The sequence below is a fragment of the Bacteroides sp. GM023 genome (assembly GCF_014750685.1).
In the GTDB taxonomy this organism is placed as follows: domain Bacteria; phylum Bacteroidota; class Bacteroidia; order Bacteroidales; family Bacteroidaceae; genus Bacteroides.
This window is the reverse complement of record NZ_JAAXGE010000002.1, coordinates 189,864-209,856: the sequence shown is the minus strand read 5'-3', so window position 1 is coordinate 209,856 and position 19,993 is coordinate 189,864. Positions and strand designations below refer to the sequence as shown.

Genomic DNA, 19,993 nt, shown 5'->3' with positions numbered 1-19,993 from the left:
ATCCTTAATCTCTGTACTGAAAATCCTTAGATACAATGGTGGGATAATGATTCATTGTGGTACGTTTATGAAGGAGACATCTCTTTAATAGACTACTATCTGCTCATTCTTGTACTGGAAATGTGCAATACCTAAATCATTCAGTGTGTCCAACAGGCTTTCTACCGGAACATTTCGACTAAAACGAAAATGAATCCGTTTCTGTAAGAGGTTGGGAGAGTGGCAGATGACGCTAATATTATACCAGGTTCCCAAACTCTGTAATACTTGCATCATCTTCGTGTTGTCGAAATAAAACTCATTATCTGTCCATCCTTCTTTTTCGGTCTGCGTAGCCTTTGATAATACGATATCACCATTTGTCTTTAATGTGGCGGATTGGCCGGGTGACATTTCCTTCCGGTGTGAAGAATCGGTCTTTGCTACTTGCACCCGTCCGCTATATAATGTGACGGTGGGCGTATTACAAGGATAAGCATTTACATCGAATACGGTGCCCAATACCTGTGTCTGTATCTCTCCGGCGGAAACAATGAAAGGACGAAGACTGTCTTTGGCTACTTCGAAGCGTGCTTCTCCGGTGAGGTTTACTATACGTTTGTTTCGTGGACTAAACTCTTTGGGGTATTCCAGACGGCTGTTTGCACTTAACAGAACGTGGGTTCCATCCTCTAATGTCAGATTAATGACAGTCGTTGGCGGGGTGGAAACGATTATTCTGCCGTTTTCTTCTTGTGTTGTGACCTGTTCGGGGACATCGAAGGCGGCAAATATTTCAATATCCGATGCCGTACTGCCTGATTTATTCCAGGGTGACCATAAGATTAGGAGCAGGGCAATAGCTGCTGCCATGCCACCGGACAGCCATATGCGGCGATAAGCCTGTCGTTTTTTCCGTTCCTGTCGCTGTAAGAAAGCTGCCCATTCTTCCCGGGTTTCTTCCGGCAGGGGCAAATCACCTAACGCTTCGCCAAAGGCATTTTGCAAACGGCGTGTTCCGGCATCATCAGAAAAAGGGCGGCAGTCATCTCCCGTCAATCCGTAATCGGGGGCTTCCTCTCGGGTGGTCTGTTTTTTCTTTTCTTCCATTATCTGTTCTCCTTCCTTAATCGTTCATGGCTTCAATTTTCATGGCTTCGCGTAGTGTGCGTAGTGCTTTGGATATATGCTTTTTCACTGTATCGGGACTGATGCCAAGACGTTCGGCAACTTCCCGGTAGGTGAGATGTTCGTAGTAACACAGCCGTAAGATGGTGCAAGTCGGCTCAGGTAGACTTCGGGCTATCGTTTCCGCCTTTTGCAATAACGCTTCGTGTTCCTGATAGTTACTTTCTACATCGGCTAATGTCGCTTCGTAGAGTGCTCTCGCATTGTCATGTTCCACTTGAAGGTGTTTCAGGCGGTTGAGACAGGTGTTGCGGACTGCGGTATAAATCCATCCGCCCCGGTCGTTTTTATCCAACTGCTCAAAATGTTTCCAGGCTTGTTCCATAACTTCGCTCACTATATCGCGTGCTTCTTCTTTATCTCCCGTCAACTGTGAGGCATAACGTACCATTCGCGGATACATTTCCACAAACATCTGTTCGAAAACTTCTTTCTTTGTATAGCCTTTATGAAATAGGAACATGCTTTATTAAGGGTCTGATACTGCAAAAGTAACACTTCTCTTTTGAATAAAAGCCTACAAACGTGACTTTTCGCTGCCGCCGGCTCCGGTTCCTTTATATTTGCTTTTCGTTGCGTTGAACTGATAGCTCAATCGGATACCGAAACGTTGATGGTCTGAATAATCGCGGCTAGAGCTGAATGTCCGGTCACCATAAATAGTGAAGTAATAGTAGGCTGTGTGGAAGATATCTTTAGCTACTATGGATACTTTCAATGGCTCGTCTTTCAGGAATGATTTTGTTAATTGGGCATCTACTCTTCCTGCGGTGTGGCGTAAAGCATAGCTTTGCTTGGCTCTGGTGCTAATCGTTCCTTGCAAGTTGATGAACCATCCTTTCGGTAAACTGAAGTTACTATCTAGCCCAAAATAGAATGACGGCTCGTTCCAGTGTTGGGTGATGCCCAAAGATGAGGCGTGAGCATCATACCAACTGATACCGGTTGTGAATCGTGGTTGCCAAATACCTATTTTTGGTGAAAGGACAAGAGAACCTCCGTATGTATTGGTATGCGGAATGCTTGCCATGCTAAATAGTAGTATGCCGGGACGGTTGATGTCGTCATAAGGCTTTGTATAACTGGTGTACATATCCCAGGTATGGTCGTAATAAAGGTTGAAATTAATCCATTTCCATCCTCCGTCTAAAAGAATGGCGCGGTGTATCTGTGGAACGAGAAAAGGGTCTCCGCTTTTATAAGCATATTTATTCATATACATGATGGCACTGGTGAGCATACGATAGCTGGGACTGTATTTCAATGTCCGGTGTGAAAGCCCGAAGAACCAGTCGCAGGAAGCATATTTGATACTGACTACAGGTATCCAATCCTGATAGGTAGGGCTTTGACCGTCCTGATGAATCCCTTTTTCGTAATAATCCGTTTTTTGATATTCATAGCGTAGTCCTGCCGAGATGTTGAACTTGCCTAGTGGCAGGCTGTAGTCTATGAATCCGGAAATCATGGTCTGCTTGATACGGTCGTCCGCATCGGCAGAGAAACCGTTTTGAAAAAATACGTCGTGGCGGTTGGTGAATGTTTCTTCCGTTCCGAAACTGATTTGGCCTTTCCAAAGTGAGGTGGTGATAAGAAGTTTGGCAGCATAGAGGTGATTGCGTACGCGGTTGCTTGACGCGGCGTCTTCTATTCCGTTGTTTTCGGCGTATTGTTTGATGCGGTCACGTCCATACAGATAGTCCGCGTTGAAATCAATGTTCCATTTGCCGAATGTGCTGTTGTAGTATCCGTTTGCTGCCTGCCACCAACCGGTATGTGCGTTTGTTTGTTGGAGAGAATGCAGGTTGTCTACTTCTTTGCCGTCTTGCAGGATGAGCGTCGTGCCTTCTGTCATACCTTCTGCACTGCCGATATTTGTGCCGGGCATATAGCGCATACCAAATGATTGGTTTTCGTTGATTTCATAGTTGAATCCTAATTCACCATTGAATGTGTCATAGCTGTGTTTACCTTTATCTTCAGTCTCTTGAATCCAGTCGGATGTGGTGTGAATTTCACGGGTTGTTGTGTTTGTCAGGTAGTTGTTGACTTGTGCGAAATCTCCTTTTATGAAAATATCGAGTCCGCTCGTGCGGTAGTTGAGTGATATCCCTTCATTGCCTCTTGCTCTGCGTCCTTGCGAATAATCCGTATAGAAGCTGCTACTTATGCCTTGTCCCCGTCTGCGGATGGTGCGAAGACGGATGACAGCGCCTACGGAAGAACCATATTGTACGCCCGGAGTGGTGATGATTTCCGCAGAGAGTATTTCGTTGGCTTGCAGGCGGTTCAACTCTGTGATATCTCTGACTTTGCGTCCGTTGATGTAAATTTCGGGAGTACCTCTGCCTAGTACCGTGTAGGTGCCTTCGGTACCGGTCACAAAAGGGAGATGTGAAATCATTTCGCTCGCCGAGCCCATTAGTGAAAGAGGAGTGCCGGCTACGTTAGCTGTCAGAGTTCCGTCTTTCCGCTCTATGAGTGGCCGTTCGGCGGTTACAACGACTTCTTTGAGTAGCTTCGTGTCGAGTTGCAGTCGAATGGTATTCTGCTGTCGGCAGGGGACGATTTGCGAACAGTAACCTATGTAGGTCGCTTTCAATAGACAATCTTCTCCGGCTATGGCAGGTAGACGAAAGGAGCCGTCTTCTTCTGTCACGCTTCCGGTGATGAAGCTGGAATCGGCAGCAAGCGCAAGTATGTTGACAAAGGGCAGGGGAATTCCTTTCTCATCGTATACTTTGCCTTCTACGACGATGGCTTTGTTTGATTTCTTTCGTTGTACAACGAAATATTCTTCCCGTTCGACGGAAACGAAAGGTTTGCCTTTCAATACGAACTCTATGGCTTCGCGTTCTGTCTTTTCGTGAATACTGGCTGTCACACGATAACTTTCGGTTCCGTTGTAAGTGAAGAGGATGCTTTTTCCCCCTTTCTTTTCTATCTGTTTCAGTGCTTCAGGCAGGCTTTCATCTTTCAATTCCAATGAGAACTTCTCTATGACTGCTTGTGCCTGTGTGAGCGAGGGGATAAAAAATAAACCGTATCCAATCAATAGCCAACCGATTGTTGTCCAAGTAAAATAAAACTGTCGCATATTACTCCTGTTTTTATAATTTTACTTATACTACAACAAAGGCGTTTGATCGGGTACGGTTTATTCGAATTATTTTTGCAGTTTATTTCAGTTTCTTCTGATACTCGTCCGAATTCAGTATCTCCAAGGCTTTCTGTACACTCTCATTCGTTGTATTCATCACTCGGAAATATTCATTCATATCCCAAAGGTCACGTGCTATCAATGCTTTGAGTTGAGTTTTGATTAGTGGCAACGAAGTCTCATACTGTTTCTCGTTGAACTTCACACCGGCCGTCTCGCCCATCTCACGTAAAGTAGCCAGCATATCGTCGTCAATGACAAACTTATCATTGAATGATTCGAATTTCTTGTATTTATTAGACAATTCTTTCCGGTGGCCTTCGATGAACTTCATCGTAAATTTGATAATGACCCCTTTGGCTACCAGATTCCGGTGGTAATCCGTGTACAAAGTAGTGTCGATAGGAACGAAATAATCCGGCATGATACCGCCGCCGCCATAGACTGTGCGTCCCAGTTTCTTAGTCTGTACTTTCAGTGAATCCGGGAAGTGGATACTGTCGGCATTCATCAGTTCACCATGATTGAAACGCTCTATCAAGTCTTTGTTGTAATCGACAGTGCTGTCATATGGCTTTTGGATAGAACGACCCGATGGAGTATAATAACGGGCAATAGTCAAACGAATCATGGAACCGTCCGGCAGGTCGATAGGACGCTGCACCAGTCCTTTACCGAAAGAACGGCGGCCGACGATAATTCCCCTGTCCCAATCCTGTACGGCACCGCTGACGATTTCGCTGGCGGAAGCTGTGTATTCATCTACTAATATGATGAGGCGGCCGTTGCGGAAATCCCCGTTGCCTTTGGCATAGAAATCACTGCGTTTGGCAGTCCGGCCTTCGGTGTAGACGATTAGTTCCTTTTGTCCCAGGAATTCGTTGGCAAGGTCGATGGCAGCATTGAGATATCCCCCGCCGTTGCCTTGTAGGTCGAGAATCATATCTTTCATTCCTTGCTTTTGAAGTTCCTTCATCGCTTTCTTGAACTCCTCGGCTGTTGTTGCTCCGAAGCGGTTGATGCGGATATAGCCTGTCTTGGGTTGAATCATGTAAGAAGCGTCAAGGCTAAGGATGGGAATCTTATCTCTTTTTACGGTGAATACCAATGGATCTTGTACGCCACGACGAACAATCTTCAGATTGACTTTGGAACCTTTCGGACCGCGGAGGCGCTTCATAATATCTTCCGTGCTCATCTTTACTCCGGCAATGGCGCTGTCGTTGACGGCGATAATACGGTCGCCGGCAAGGATGCCGACTTTCTCGGAAGGGCCGTTGCTGACGGGTTGCACCACCAGTAATGTATCTTCAATCATTTGGAACTGTACCCCGATACCTTCGAAGTTGCCTTGGAGAGGTTCGTTCATTTTCTTCACTTCCTCTGCATCCGAGTAGGTAGAGTGCGGGTCGAGTTGTGCCAGCATCTTGATGATGGCTTCTTCTACCAACTTGTCCTCATCTACTTTGTCTACATAGAAATTGGAGATTGCAAACTCTGCCATTTGCAGCTTGCGCATGGCGGCCGAACCGAAATTCTGAGCTTGTGCGGCAACTGCCCACAAGCAAACGGATAATATTATATATAGTTTCTTCATCATCTTTCTAAACTCGCCGTTTTGTTCCTTGCGAGTGGTTTATTCACTCATCTTCATTCCTTTGGGAATAAACTGGCTGATATCTTTATTATAGGTCAATAACTCGCGTACGATTGTAGAGCTGACGCAAGTCAGTTCCGGTTCTGTGAAGAGCAGGATCGTTTCGATGCCTGCCAGTTTACGGTTGATGTCGGCAATCGTCTCTTCGTACTCAAAATCTTTCACGGTACGGATGCCGCGGATAATGAACTTGGCATCTACTTCCTGTGCAAAATCAATCGTCAGAGAGTCGTAAGACATCACTTGGATACGAGGTTCGTCCTTGTAAAGTTCCCGAATCATTTCTTCCCTTTTCTCGATGGGGAAATATGTATTCTTATTCTCGTTGATACCGATTCCTATCACAATTTCATCCATAAAGGTAAGTGCGCGTTCCACTACCGAATAATGTCCGATGGTGAAGGGGTCGAAAGTACCCGGGAATATTGCTTTTCTCATGATGCCAAGTCTTCTTCTATAACCAAGTTGTCTATAATAAAGTTCTGTCGTTCCATGGTATTCTTACCCATGTAGAATTCAAGTAGTTCTTTTACTGCGTCCGTCTTGCGCAATGATACTTGTTCCAGGCGCATGTCTTTGCCGATAAAGTGTTTAAACTCGTCCGGTGAAATTTCTCCCAATCCTTTGAATCGGGTGATTTCAGGATTCGGGCTTAATTCGTTGATTGCGTTGACACGCTCTTCGTCGCTGTAGCAATAAATTGTTTTTTTCTTATTGCGTACACGGAACAAGGGAGTTTGCAGGATATATACATGCCCCTTCTTGATTAGGTCAGGGAAGAATTGCAGGAAGAAGGTAATCAGCAACAGGCGGATGTGCATACCGTCCACATCGGCATCGGTTGCTACGATGACCTTGTTGTAGCGCAGTCCTTCTATGCCGTCTTCTATATTCAAGGCTGCTTGAAGCAGGTTGAATTCTTCGTTTTCATAAACCACTTTCTTTGTCAGGCCGAAAGAGTTCAGCGGTTTACCGCGGAGACTGAATACTGCCTGTGTGTTGACATCACGGCTTTTGGTGATGGAACCACTTGCAGAGTCACCCTCGGTGATAAAGATGCAGGAGTCTTCTTCCAGTCCTTTGCCTTTTGGGTCGTTGAGGTGGACGCGGCAGTCGCGCAACTTACGGTTGTGCAGATTTGCTTTCTTGGCACGTTCACGGGCAAGTTTCGTTACGCCAGCGATGGCTTTACGTTCCTTTTCCGATTCTTGTATTTTTTGCTGGATAGCTTCGGCTATATCCGCATGCTTGTGCAGGAAGTTGTCCACTTCCAGTTTGATGAAGTCACCTACGTATTTATTGACCGTCACGCCGCCGGGAACCATATTGGTAGAACCCAGTTTGGTCTTGGTCTGACTTTCGAAGATAGGTTCTTCTACATTGACGGCGATAGCGGCAACCAATCCGTTACGGATGTCGGTGTAGTCCATGTTCTTGTTGAAGAATTCCTTGATAGTGCGGGCGATGTGTTCCTTGAAAGCACTTTGGTGCGTACCGCCCTGCGTGGTGTGCTGGCCGTTGACGAAAGAGTAATATTCTTCTCCGTATTGTCCGGTATGGGTGAAGGCTATCTCGATGTCTTCGCCTTTCAGATGGATAATCGGATAAAGTCCGGTTGCCGTCATGTTGTCGTTCAGGAGGTCTACAAGACCGTTGCGCGACAGGATGCGATGACCGTTATAGATAATGGCAAGTCCGGTATTGAGGTACGTGTAGTTACGTAGCATCGTCTCAATAAATTCGGGCTTGAAGCAATAGTTCAGGAATAATGTGTTGTCCGGCTCGAAGAAGATATAGGTTCCGTTTTCTTCTTCGGTGTCCCGCGTTTCGTCCGTCAGCAGGTTTCCTTTGGAGAAGGTGGCGATACGTACTTTGCCGTCGCGGTAACTGCGTACCTCGAAACGGGAGCTCAATGCGTTGACGGCTTTCACACCGACACCGTTCAGTCCGACACTCTTCTTAAATGCTTTACTGTCGTACTTACCACCTGTATTCAGCATGCTGACCGCTTCAATCAGCTTTCCTTGCGGAATGCCTCGTCCGTAGTCGCGAACGCTGACACGAAGGTTTTCTTCAACGGTAATTTCGATTTTCTTACCGGCTTGCATTTTGAACTCGTCAATACTGTTGTCGGTAACTTCTTTCAGCAGGACATAGATTCCGTCTTCGGCATGCGCACCGTCGCCCAGCCTGCCGATATACATACCGGGGCGTGTGCGGACATGTTCCATGTCGCTCAAGTGGCGGATGTTGTCGTCAGTGTACTCTACTGCATTGTTGTTGTCTACAGGTATCAATTCGTTCTCTTCCATAGCTGTTTTTTATTTTATCTCTTTGATGAACGCACGGCGGCGCTTATGTTGCTTAGTCTCAAAGTAATCCCATTGAGCCTGAACCTTTCCGTTCAGTTCGAGCTCGGGGTTGCTTTCTGCAAATATAAAACCTAATTTTTGATAAACTGGAATTAAATCGGAAAATAACAAAGCGTTAACACCTTTGTTCTGATATTCCGGCTTTACTGCAACAAGTAGTAAATCAAGCATTTTGGCACGACGTTTCATGAATAATGCTTTCAGCAGATAGAACCATCCGAGAGGTAGCAGACGTCCGTGAGACTTTTGCAGGGCTTCGGCCAGTGAAGGCATGGAGATACCCACGCAGACCAGTTCATCATTGGCATCGGTGATAAGTGTCACCATACGCAAGTCAAGAATAGGCAGGTACATTTTTACGTATTGGTCAATCTGTCTTTGGGATAGTGGCGAATAACCGTAAAGAGGGCTGTAGGCCTCATTCATCAGTTCAAATATCTTTTGTCCGTAGTCTTTGGCCAGTTTGCTTCCCGAGGTATATTTCTTTACTTTGAGATTATATTTCCGTTGAATCAGTTCAGAGATACGTTTGTGCTTGTCGGGGATGGCATCGGGAATATAGATTTGGTATTCCACCCAGTCGGCATCTTTCTCAAAACCCAGTTTCTCCATATGTACAGGGTAGTAGGGATGGTTGTAGATGGTAGCCATGGTGCTGAGTTGGTCGAATCCTTCAATCAGCATACCTTCCGCGTCGAAATCGGTAAACCCGAGAGGGCCGGCGATACGCGTCATGCCTCGTTCTTTTCCCCAGTCTTCCACTGTCTTGATGAGTGCGGCGGAAACTTCGGGGTCGTCAATGAAATCTATCCATCCGAAACGAACGTTCTTGCTGTCCCATTTTTCATTGGCACGATTATTGATAATAGCGGCTACACGTCCTACGATTTTATCGTCTTGGTATGCCAGGAAATAATCTGCTTCACAGAACTCGAATGCCGCATTTTTCTTTTTATTGAACGTATTGAGCATATCGTCGTAGAGGTCGGGCACGGAATAAGGATTGTCCTTATACATCCTGTAATTGAAACGGATAAATTTCTTAAGCTCGCTCTTTGTGGTGACTTTCTTGATTGTAATAGCCATATCTCGTATTTATGATTGAGGGCAAAGATACGTGATAATCTTCAAATTACAACGCGTAGGGTGGTAAAAACTGTGTAGGTAGGGAATTTGATGTTATTCAATAGGGTATCCCAAATTAGGACACCCCAATATAATTTTGGTGCTTACTCCCCATTTGCTTTTACGGAACAGGGAGTGGCTATGTTTTCAATTCTACATTCCAAAACAATAGACATTACCTGCGAAGTCGCAAACAATCATACAGTTTCCCGATACGGCAACCGTTGAGAATACAGGTGCTCCGAAGTGTATCCTGTCCTTGATAATACCCGTCGTTTCGTCGATAGCGTATAGATAACCGTCGGAAGCTCCGATATAGACAACTCCTAGCGAAGCAACGGGGCTGGTTTCTACACTGGCTTGCGGAGTAGTAGAGTAAGGGGCGGTGTACACAAGAGAAGGCTTTGTTTCCGCTTTCCATTTGATGAAAAGCGTAGATTTATCCAGTGCGGTGATTCCACGGTCTGCGCTGCCGAAGATGATTTCATTCTCAGTGACGAGCGGAGTGGAAGTTACATCAAGATTTGCGGATAATTCTTTTTGCTCAATTACTTTTCCGCTTTGGGGTTCTATCAGAAACAGGCTTTTAGAAGATATAATCCATAGCTTTCCATCTTTATAGACTGGAGAAGCGCCCCGGTTGCCAAGTCCGTTATCAGAGAGTTTCCAGAGTTGTTTGCCGGTTTTTAGGTCATTTCCATAGAGTCCACCCCATTGTGTACCACTGATTAATACATTGTCGGCAACGGTCAAGGTAGTAGTGGAGCCTTCGCGTTGTCTCCAATCCTTGTTTGTCCATATAGTGCGTCCGGTTTTCAGGTCGTAAGCAGACAGACCTACGCCAATTCCGGCATAGACTACTCCGTTACTTGCGGTCAGCCCTTCTGCGAGATATGGATAGCCTTTCAAATTAATAAGTTGCTTCCAAAGCAATTTGCCTGTTTTAGCATCGAGGGCGTATAGGTGGTAGGCAGCATCCTGTGCTACGACAATTCCATCCTCGTAGGCGATTGTATTCTTTATAGAGTTCTCTGTACGGTATTTCCATACTGGTTTTCCCGAATTGAGGTCAAAAGCGCATACATATGTGTTTAGTGAAACATTATCATCCGTGGTAGCTACAAACACTTTCCCTTCTGCGATAAGGGGAGAAGCCATGAAGATATTACTTCCGGCATTAGCTGTCCATGCCAGTTGAAGGGGAAGATGGATAGTGGACTGATTGATTCCGCCTGTATGGGCTGCATTTTGAAGTAGGGTATTCCAGTTTTCGCCGGGAGCGACGGACGGTCGGATGCCTTCTTCATAAATGAATAGGTTGGAATCCACTGCTTTCCTGCCGTCGTTAAAACAGGAAGTAACTGTCAGTTTCAGCTCTTTTCCTTTGTTGCCGGCCGGGAGTGTGATGTTTGTAGCCCAGTTCCAGTCGGTGAGCGGTAGAAGAGTACCTTTGGCTATCTCCTGGTTATTCCCTGCAATGCTCAATGTATATGAAACTTGTTTTGTTTTTGCTTGTGAATTGTACGCGTTTACAGAAATGGAAAGTTGCCCTTCAGGGCTGATTACTGCTTTCTGTTGTTGCATTGGAGAAACGATGGTGACTTGCGGTTCGACAAAAGCATATCTCAGTTCAGTACTGATATTATTATCCGCATCTACCTTAATATCACGGAAAGAAGAAGGGGAGTGGTCAATACCACCTTTATCCAGTGTTCCGGTGCAGATGGTGTAAATCCCGTTCTGATTGCGTACATAATTGTAGTGCATATGCCCGTATATCTGTGCTTTTGTATTGAAAGCACGCAGGTCGAGTATATGTTCATTGTCAGCTTTGAATACGAAAGTATCACTTGCGGTAAACAGGTCATGGTTGAAAAGAATCAATGCCTGATCCTTTTTCATTAAGGCGAGGTCGTTTTTCAGCCAGTTATATACGTTCTTTAAAGTATAATCGGTCGGGTTGTCTCCGTGGTCAATGGGGGTGACTACGTAATGGACATTGCCGATGTCGAATGAATACCATGTCGGGCCGTAGATGGTTTCATAAAGTTCTTCCCCGTAGTTGCCTTTTACGAGGTCATGATTGCCTATGCAATAGTAGACAGGACACTCCATCGTTTGCGAATTTACCACTTCGGCGTGCATTTTCAATCCCGGTTCGTAGCAGATGTCTCCGGTATGAATCAGGAAAGCGGGTTTTTCGTTGCCGATATAATGTTTCAGGTCAGTCACCCAACGCCCCATTCCACCGGTCACTTCGGTGTCGGTGATTTGAACGAAAGAGTGCTCCTTTGATTTAGTCCGTTCGCTTTCAGTCAGCAGAAAATCATAACTTTTCCTGTTTTCTTTGGTAGATAGATAGAACTGTTTCGTTTCGTATCCGGCGGGAGTGGTGATAGTGATAAATCGCGTCTTTTCGAATCCGGGTAAAGAGAACCGACCTTTCTTATCTGTCCTTACTACATTCAGTCCATCTGTTACCATAACTCCCGCTAGTGGTTGGTCGCCTTTATCAAATATGCCCGATTGGTCGATGTCGACATAGACTGTTCCTTTAAATTGAGCGCATAGTGGCAGATATAGTAAAAATGAGATTAGTATAACAGATAGTCTTTTCATGGTCAGTTCTCCGGTTTTTAGTGTGTTAAGCTAATTATTCCTTTTCTTATTTCAGTTGTTTCATTTCTTCGTTATAACGAACTTCTTCTTTGCACAAAGGCTTGTACCACGTCTTTCTTAATATCAGTGTAGTAACCAGCAATAGGGCGATAGAACTCCAAAGTCCCAATTGCTCGCGGACAACTAGATACATCGGAATAATGGTAAGACTGCATTGCCAAACGATACCGATTGCCACGTTGAAAGCATCTCTCTTGAAGTTCTTATTTGGCTGGATATGGGGGTAACGTGCCAGAGCTTTTTCTTCAATCGGCTTCCACCATCCCCAGGGACGTACACGGGTATAGAAATTGATAAGTGTTTCGTCGTCTGTCGGAGGTGCGCTGTATGTTCCGGCAATACATCCTATCAGGGAAACGCCGAACAATACCGGGAAGAAATAGAGCACCCATGCATCGGGAACGGTGAATTTCATCACGATTGCGGCCAGTACTCCGGCAGTCATTCCCCAGAAATATCCTTCACCGTTGAAACGCCACCAATGCCATTTCAGTACGTTGGCTGCGATGTATCCACCGAAGAGTGCACCTACAATCCATTGGAAGATTTCATTGATATCTTTCAGGAAGAATCCGATGACAGTGCTGACCACTACTACGGCGACAGAGATAACATAACTGCTGCGTATCTGTGTTTTTACACTCGCTTTCGGGTTGATATATTTCAGATAAATATCATTCACGATATAGGCAGGGGCTGCATTCACCGTAGAAGCGAAAGTAGACATGAAAGCTGCCAACAGTCCGGCCAATAGCAACCCGGCCAATCCCGCCGGAACGTAACGTGTGATTAAGTGCGGAAGGATAGTCTCGAAATCAGTCCGTGTGACTTCCATCTGTGCCAGTCCGCCATCTTCTTTGAAGAAATAGATAGCCAGCAACGCAAATCCCATAATCATCAGGTAACGGGGGATTAATAATACCACTGATACGGAACCGCTCATCATAGCCGCCTCTTTAGGGGATTTACAAGACAGAATCTTCTGCATATCATAGTTGGGGGCAGGGCCCGCCATACTCATAAAGATACCTTTCAGCAAAGCCATCATGACGAAAATACTTATCAGGCTGTAAGGCTCATTCGCCATCCTCTCTGTGAGGAGATTCATCCGGCCGCTCCAGTCTACATCGAGGGTCCATCCGAAGAAGGGAGAATCCCATCCGGCAGGCACGAATGAATGAATCATGTCCGGTGCCACCATCTGCATACCGATAACAACGATAACGACACCCGCTACCGTCATAATCAAAAACTGAACGACATCCGTCCATACAATACTCAACATTCCGCCGAGCATCACATAAAAAGTAGCGATTGCGGTAAAGAAAATACCATATACATGAGGAACGTATTCTACGGGAACATTGAAAGGAATATAAGGAGATACTACATCCCAGGGGATGAATATCTCCATAAATTTACCAATACCTATGAATCCATAACTTAAAAAACCGAGTACGCTCAATAATGCGAATACAATAACAATCGTATGTGAAAGAGTTGAACCTTTACCTTTCCCGAAACGCGTCTTAATCCATTCCGCACCGGTGAGCACGTTAGAACGACGTAACCACACGGACAGGTAAACCATTAGAAATATCTGATTGAATACCGGCCATAACCAGGGAATCCAAAGACTCTTGAATCCGTAGGCAAATGCCCAATACACCATTAACATAGTGCCTGTAATATCGAACATTCCGGAAGCGTTGGACAATCCCAACATATAGAAAGGTAATGACTTTCCGCCTAGAAAATAGGAATCCATATTTTGGGCAGCCCGTTTTTTCAGAATAAGTCCGATGACAATCATAGCGATAAGATAGGCGCATATGATAAGAAGGTCGGTAGTGTGTAATTTCATATGATAGTTTTGAATCGATTTATATGTTTTATGATCTATGTTGCAAAGGTAGGGGGAAAGTGGTAAGGAAACAAATATTATTTTAGCTCATTCTGATACTATATTGTTATCTCTGGTTTCAGAATTGGAGATTGGCTCTTTTGAGGAAAAAGAAAAGCGCAAAGCTGCCGGTTACATAGCGAATCGGATAGCTTTGCGCTTTAGGGTTTTAAACATATTGCTCTGTCATGACAAGCTTATTTGTCTCTACGAGCTTGCAGATGCTTTCCACAGAAGCAGCGGAACGCAATCCGTCTGCCGGCGTATGAAGGCAATAATCTACCAATCGGTCGATGGTCGAGGTTGCCACGTGCATACGGGTATCGGAAGAAGCATAGTAGATATATACGGTTCCGTCCTCGTCTGCAATCCACCCGTTGGAGAAAAGTACATTGGATACATCTCCGATTCTTTCTTCTCCCACAGGTGCCAGTAAGAAACCACCCGGTTCGGCAATGCTCTTTGTCGGGTCTTCCAGCGATGTCATGTATAGATACAGGACATAACGCAGACCGGCGGCACACGCACGAACTCCGTGAGCCAGGTGCAGCCATCCTTTAGAGGTTTTGATAGGATGAGGCCCTTCACCGTTCTTCACCTCTTTGATGGTGTGATAATGCCGATGATTTATAATCGTTTCTTCTTTCACTTCCGCATGGGTAATATCGTCTACCAGTGCCCAGCCGATACCGCCACCGTTGCCGGCGTTGATGAAATTATCCTGCGGACGGGTGTATAAGGCATACTTACCATTTACAAATTCCGGGTGCAAAACGACATTACGTTGCTGGCTTTTAGAAATCAGATTCGGCAAGCGTTCCCAGCTCTTCAGGTCTTTGGTACGTATGATACCTGCTTTGGCGACAGCAGAAGATAAATCTCCCGGTGCTGCATCGGGGTCAAGACTTTCACTACAGAAAATACCATATATCCAACCGTCTTCATGAGCCGTCAGTCGCATATCGTACACATTCGTTTCTTCAGGATATAAGTCCGGCAGTTGAACCGGATACTCCCAAAAGCGAAAGTTGTCAATACCGTTGGGGCTTTCGGCGATGGCGAAGAATGATTTGCGGTCATATCCTTCTACCCGTCCCATCACAAGGTATCTCCCATTGAACTTGATAGCTCCCGCATTGAATACGGCATTAATACCAAAACGTTCCATAAAAAACGGATTCGTTTCGGGATTAAAGTCATATCTCCATTCCATTGGAGTGTGGGCAGCCGTTAGTATGGGATATTTGTAACGTTCGAATATTCCGTTGCCTGGCAGTATCTTTTCATTTTCACGGGAGAGGAGTGTTTCGAATTCTTCAGTAAGAACACGTAACCTGTTATCATATCTATTCATATCTATTCAAAATTAATAAAAAGAGACTGACTACCATACAGACAGATACAAAGGATATACTGTGTTGCGGGAACAATCTCTTTTTATGTTTGTTACTTCAAAAGTATGGGGGTACTTTCAAAATACATGTGTCAAGTTTACAAATTATCTTTGGTTATCATATAAGAACGAGCCACGCCGCTTGGTTCTACAAAGCTAACCCAATACCAGCCGTCTTCAACTTTATCAATACGACATTCCTCTACCGGATATTTCACGGTCATGTCTATTGCGTTTCTTGCCACCTTATATAATATAGCATTACTCTTATCGCCTACTGTCAAGTCACCGGTGAATTGGATAGCGAAACCGCTGGCATAGGTTCCCGTTCCTTTTAGAACCAGTTCGGACATATTAAACTCTTTCGCGTGAGTAACTGAACCCACCGTCGAAGTGCCTAAGCTTTGATAAGTGGCTGAACTTGCTATAAAGCTACGATAAGAAGGGTTTACCAAATAAGGATCATCCACGTAAGATACAAGAAGATCGATTGATTCTCCTTCCTGGTCACTGATAGTTATTGTCTTGTTGAAACGGTATCTTTTGATTCCTTCGACGATTGCCTCCGTTCCATTCTCAGCCATTTCGCATTTCAGATAGGTAGCAGAACCATTGTTGACACAGGCATATCCTCCGTTGCCATCCAGGATTTTAATAGTTACGGGTTCACCGATAGTCAGATACGGTATTCCTTCACTATTATCGATTAGCAACTGCTTGATAACCTTTACGGAAAGTTCCGTACTCTTATTCAACCTGTCGGTAACGGTAACCGTTGCAGTACCCGGCGACAGTGATTCTACCTGGATACGTCCTTCCTCGTTCACCGTAGCTTTGGCAACCGATTCTTTATCGACAGTTACTTTGTATCCTCTGTTTCCCGTATGTATCTGAATTGCTTTGCTTTCGTTCGGATACATCTTGGTGGTAGAAACCGCTAATACCAATTCACTTAACTGGTCAACGATTACTTTTACACTGGTGCTCATTTTCGCCCAGTCGGTGATGGTCAGATTGGCGCTACCGGCTTTCAACGCAGTTACTTTAATCGCGTTTCCTTCGGCAACGGCCGTTACCACCTCTTCATTCGAGCTGGCTATCTTATAATTTCCATTTCCCTGGAGCATCTGAATCGTTCCTTCCGATGTCTCATCGAAGTTGATAATCAACTCCTGTGTATTCGGCACCAGTTCATGATAGGAAGGATCGTCATCATTACAGCCGGTGAAAATAGTAGTGGCTGCAAGCAGGAATCCTGCTAAATATAATAGATTTCTTTTCATACAATTCATTGTTTATTTAAAACATTTATTCTGCTTCAATATCTTTCATTTTACCGGTGATGGTAACAACGCTATACTTAGGAACGGTGATAGCACGCAGTCCGCTAAGAGACGGATTTATTTTCTTGCGTTGCCATTTCACGCCTTCGTCCGATGTATAGGCAATCATCGTCTGGAATTCTTTTCCTTCAATCTCCAGTTTCGTTTCGAAAGCCTTGCTGGTAGAGTTGTTTACTAATACGATGGTGTAGGTACCGTCGTCTTTCACGTAAGCCGTCATTAGCAGTTCCTTAGGGAAAGCTTCCTCGTCATTCTCAGGAGCAATTGTTTTTACGTCCACGCGGCGGCTTCCTTCCGGGATAAACTTGGTGAACTGTCCGTAGCTGTAATAGCGGGCGGCTCTTTCATAGTTTGTTCCGGGCAGTGCTTCTTCCAGTCTGATAAGTGATTCGTTATTGGTACAAGGACGTGCGCCTGCCCACCATACAAATGCATTCAGGTTGGAAACAGCCAGGTAATTGTGGAAAGTAGTAGCCCATTGCATCGCATTTTTCCAGGAGGGGTCATACGTATCCGTAGAACTGGTTTCAGTATTCCAAAGATGAAGATTCTTTTCAGCAGAGAGCGGAGATTGTACAAATTCCGTGTTACCGATTAATGTATATCCGTGAGCAGCAGTAATGATATTGGAATTTGCTAATTCGGGGCGAGCCTTCAAACCGTTTTCAAGGAAGGTAACTCCCGCTTTCCACCATGAGTGCTCTCCGAAGATAATTTTCATATCTTGATAACCTGCCTTGTCTAAAGCCGGGCGAAGATTATCCTGGCAGAAATTGGCCAAATTACCATAAGTCCAGCTACATCCGTTCCATCCTGTTCCGCTACTGTTCGGCTCATTGGACGGTGAAATGGCATAAATCTTAATACCGAATTTATTAGTATATGTATTGATGAAGTCTATCAGATAGTCGGCGAATTCTTCTCCCGAACCGGTTTTCAGACTACCGCCGGAAGGTTTTCCGTTGGATTTCATTGTTCCGGGAGGACTCCATGTAGAGAACATGAACTTCACATCTTTGTATTTTCTCTGAAGGATATCCACCAGCCACATTTGTCCCAACTGCACCTGTTCGCCGCATCCCGAGCCGTTGAAGTCTCTCCAATAATCATTAATCATGGACGGGTCATTCGGAGCCAGGTTGAATGTGCGGTTAATACCGAAGTCGATAACATTGGTAGTCGGATTCTGATAGTGTGGAAATACCTCACCCCGGAAGATATTCAGTTTCAAACCGTTCTCACCAAACAGGTCGTTTACTACATCTTCACGTTGCATATGATTCCATATACGGTGTGACCATTCGGCAAAAGCACATCCGAAGCCATCAATAATCTGATGCTCATGTCCTTCTCCGAACTGTACTTTGATGACAGCTTCGGTAGTAGGTTCGGCAGAGAAACCGTCGTCTTCGTCTGTTTCTTCTACCGGGTCGGGAATGTAGACGTCACCGTGACTCAGACTTCCGTCCTCGCAGGAGTATCCTAGAAATAGGAAGAAGGATACGAATAATAATGAATATATCTTTTTCATATTGTTTCTTTATTAAGTTAATCTTGCCCGGGCATTATCTCCATAGAGTGGTTTGCACCATCGCAGTATTATTGTTTAATTCGCTAGTCGGTATCGGATAGTACAGGTGTTTTTCCTGGAAGTTTTCCGCACCTTGCTTTCCGTTAGCCTTGAGTATCAACTGGATTTCACTGACAGAATACCAGCGTTTGAGATCATCAAAACGGTGACCTTCCGCGAAGAATTCCAATAAGCATTGATGCTCGATTTCAGTCATTAACTCAGCTTGCGCAAAAGTCTTTTCCTGAAGTCCCGCTCTTTTGCGAATCAGTTTTAAGGCGTAGTTCGCGCCATCCGCGTCATTTGTTTTGGCACATGCTTCTGCATAAAGCAACAGCACTTCTGCAAAACGCATCACACGTAGGTTGCTTGATCTTCCTTCTTTATTACCCATGTTGTCCGGCGCTTTATCGTCTACATAGTATGCAACGTTTTTCTTAATCAGGAATTTACCTGCTGTTCCGCTGACATTGAAGCTGGGAGCACCGCCTGCCATTTTACCTTCGTTGCCTTCCCAAAGGTCATCCATCGAATAATTATTGCCATACCATTTCTCATTAGGTACTTTATCGCCATAGTTGGCCGCGTCGAAGAAAAGACTGGCATACATACGTTTGTCAAACTTAGTATCCGCGTCACCCGGACGGGTTTCTTTTGTAAATTCTCCTACGATTAGAGAGTTCGGCATTAGTTTAGCCCATCCGCCGGATTTTACCGGGCCGATAAACTGTGGTATGTAGCAACCCAGACAGATGCCGCTTTCATTACTCCAGGAGTATTCTCCGTCAGGGCTGTATGCTATTTCGTACACGGATTCTTTGTTGAATTCTTCCTCATTCGTGAAGTTCTTCCCGAAGTCGTCGATCAATTCATAAGAATAAGGAGAGGTCAATAACGTTCCTAATAGCTGTTTTGCTTGCGGATATTTATGTTGAGTGGCATATACTTTACCCAACATTGCGATGGCTGCGCCTTTCGTTACCCGCTCTTTGGCAGTAGTACGTTCCACCGGTAAGTTGCATTTGATGGCATTGCCCAAATCTTCTTCCACTTGTGCCCATAAGGTAGCTTCGCTGGCAGGGCCTTTGTTTGTTTCATCTTCGTTGGAAGGTATCAGGCGCAAAGGAACTTCCCTGTAATTGTTGACCAGCAGGAAATATTGATAGCCACGCAGAAAGAGCGCTTCGCCTTTAATCATCGAACGGTCGTCTTCGGTAATGCCCGATGCCGGTATCTGGTCGATATAGCGTAATACGATATTGGCACGCTGGATGCCTGAATAAAGTGCTCCGTAAGGATCGTTGCCGGTAGACGGTGAATTCAGGAAGTTTGCGATATTCCACATCGGAACCTCTTCTCCTTTGATTGTGTAGATATCATCCCCGCGACCATTCAGATTCAACCAGCCGTCAAATGCGCCGAAGTACCCGTACATAGCTCCTTTTATGGGAGAATAGGCAGCAGCCAAAGCGCTTTCCGCATCTGCTTTATCTTTCCAGAAATTACTTTCTGTGAAATAATTCGGGTCTGACAGGTTCAAAAAGCTGGATTCGTTGCACGATGTCAGCGTTCCCGTGAGAAGAGCTGCCATGCACATATATGATAACCAATTTCTTTTCATGTT

13 protein-coding genes and 1 pseudogene are annotated in these 19,993 nt (G+C 45.1%); 1 reads left to right on the top strand and 13 read right to left on the bottom strand.

The window, feature by feature from the left end; translation table 11 throughout:
• Positions 1 to 84 precede the first annotated feature (84 nt).
• The 7 genes from HC965_RS03635 to HC965_RS03605 form a co-directional block, all read right to left on the bottom strand.
• Entirely contained in the window at positions 85 to 1,089 is a 1,005-nt protein-coding gene (locus tag HC965_RS03635) for a FecR family protein (RefSeq protein ID WP_191030174.1), read from the bottom strand.
• Positions 1,090 to 1,105: 16 nt separating this feature from the next.
• Positions 1,106 to 1,630 (bottom strand): RNA polymerase sigma-70 factor, encoded by a 525-nt coding sequence (locus tag HC965_RS03630; RefSeq protein WP_191030173.1) that lies wholly within the window; start codon positions 1,628 to 1,630, stop codon positions 1,106 to 1,108.
• 54 nt (positions 1,631 to 1,684) lie between these two features.
• Positions 1,685 to 4,264 (bottom strand): outer membrane beta-barrel family protein, encoded by a 2,580-nt coding sequence (locus HC965_RS03625; RefSeq protein ID WP_191030172.1) that lies wholly within the window; start codon positions 4,262 to 4,264, stop codon positions 1,685 to 1,687.
• 82 nt (positions 4,265 to 4,346) lie between these two features.
• The gene (locus HC965_RS03620) at positions 4,347 to 5,927 is read right to left on the bottom strand and encodes a S41 family peptidase (protein ID WP_191030171.1); all 1,581 of its coding nucleotides are present in this window, start codon (positions 5,925 to 5,927) and stop codon (positions 4,347 to 4,349) included.
• A gap of 36 nt (positions 5,928 to 5,963) precedes the next feature.
• Positions 5,964 to 6,422 (bottom strand): pantetheine-phosphate adenylyltransferase, encoded by a 459-nt coding sequence (coaD, locus tag HC965_RS03615; RefSeq protein ID WP_191030170.1) that lies wholly within the window; start codon positions 6,420 to 6,422, stop codon positions 5,964 to 5,966.
• Positions 6,419 to 8,296, bottom strand: a complete 1,878-nt coding sequence (locus tag HC965_RS03610; protein WP_191030169.1) for a DNA topoisomerase IV subunit B — start codon at positions 8,294 to 8,296, stop codon at positions 6,419 to 6,421. Before HC965_RS03610 ends, coaD begins: the two co-directional genes overlap by 4 nt.
• Before the next feature lie 9 nt (positions 8,297 to 8,305).
• Entirely contained in the window at positions 8,306 to 9,442 is a 1,137-nt protein-coding gene (locus HC965_RS03605; protein WP_191030168.1) for an N-acetyltransferase, read from the bottom strand.
• Between the two features lie 84 nt (positions 9,443 to 9,526).
• Here HC965_RS03605 and HC965_RS26595 point away from each other — a divergent pair.
• Positions 9,527 to 9,646: pseudogene (locus HC965_RS26595) on the top strand (ORF6N domain-containing protein); the annotation flags it as partial.
• On the opposite strand, the gene HC965_RS03600 reads toward HC965_RS26595, so the two are convergent.
• From HC965_RS03600 to HC965_RS03575, 6 genes are all read right to left on the bottom strand, one after another.
• Positions 9,635 to 12,100, bottom strand: coding sequence for a PQQ-binding-like beta-propeller repeat protein (locus HC965_RS03600; protein ID WP_191030167.1), 2,466 nt, complete (start codon positions 12,098 to 12,100; stop codon positions 9,635 to 9,637). The pseudogene HC965_RS26595 and the gene HC965_RS03600 sit on opposite strands and share 12 nt — an antisense overlap.
• Positions 12,101 to 12,146: 46 nt before the next feature.
• Positions 12,147 to 14,024, bottom strand: a complete 1,878-nt coding sequence (locus HC965_RS03595) for a sodium:solute symporter family protein (protein WP_191030166.1) — start codon at positions 14,022 to 14,024, stop codon at positions 12,147 to 12,149.
• Positions 14,025 to 14,232: 208 nt separating this feature from the next.
• Positions 14,233 to 15,417, bottom strand: coding sequence for a glycosidase (locus tag HC965_RS03590; protein ID WP_191030165.1), 1,185 nt, complete (start codon positions 15,415 to 15,417; stop codon positions 14,233 to 14,235).
• 137 nt (positions 15,418 to 15,554) lie between these two features.
• The gene (locus HC965_RS03585) at positions 15,555 to 16,739 is read right to left on the bottom strand and encodes a hypothetical protein (protein WP_223854683.1); all 1,185 of its coding nucleotides are present in this window, start codon (positions 16,737 to 16,739) and stop codon (positions 15,555 to 15,557) included.
• Positions 16,740 to 16,764: 25 nt separating this feature from the next.
• A complete protein-coding gene (locus HC965_RS03580; protein ID WP_191030163.1) occupies positions 16,765 to 18,330 on the bottom strand; it encodes a glycoside hydrolase in 1,566 nt (521 codons plus the stop codon).
• A gap of 34 nt (positions 18,331 to 18,364) precedes the next feature.
• Positions 18,365 to 19,990 (bottom strand): RagB/SusD family nutrient uptake outer membrane protein, encoded by a 1,626-nt coding sequence (locus HC965_RS03575; RefSeq protein WP_191030162.1) that lies wholly within the window; start codon positions 19,988 to 19,990, stop codon positions 18,365 to 18,367.
• Positions 19,991 to 19,993: the final 3 nt, after the last annotated feature.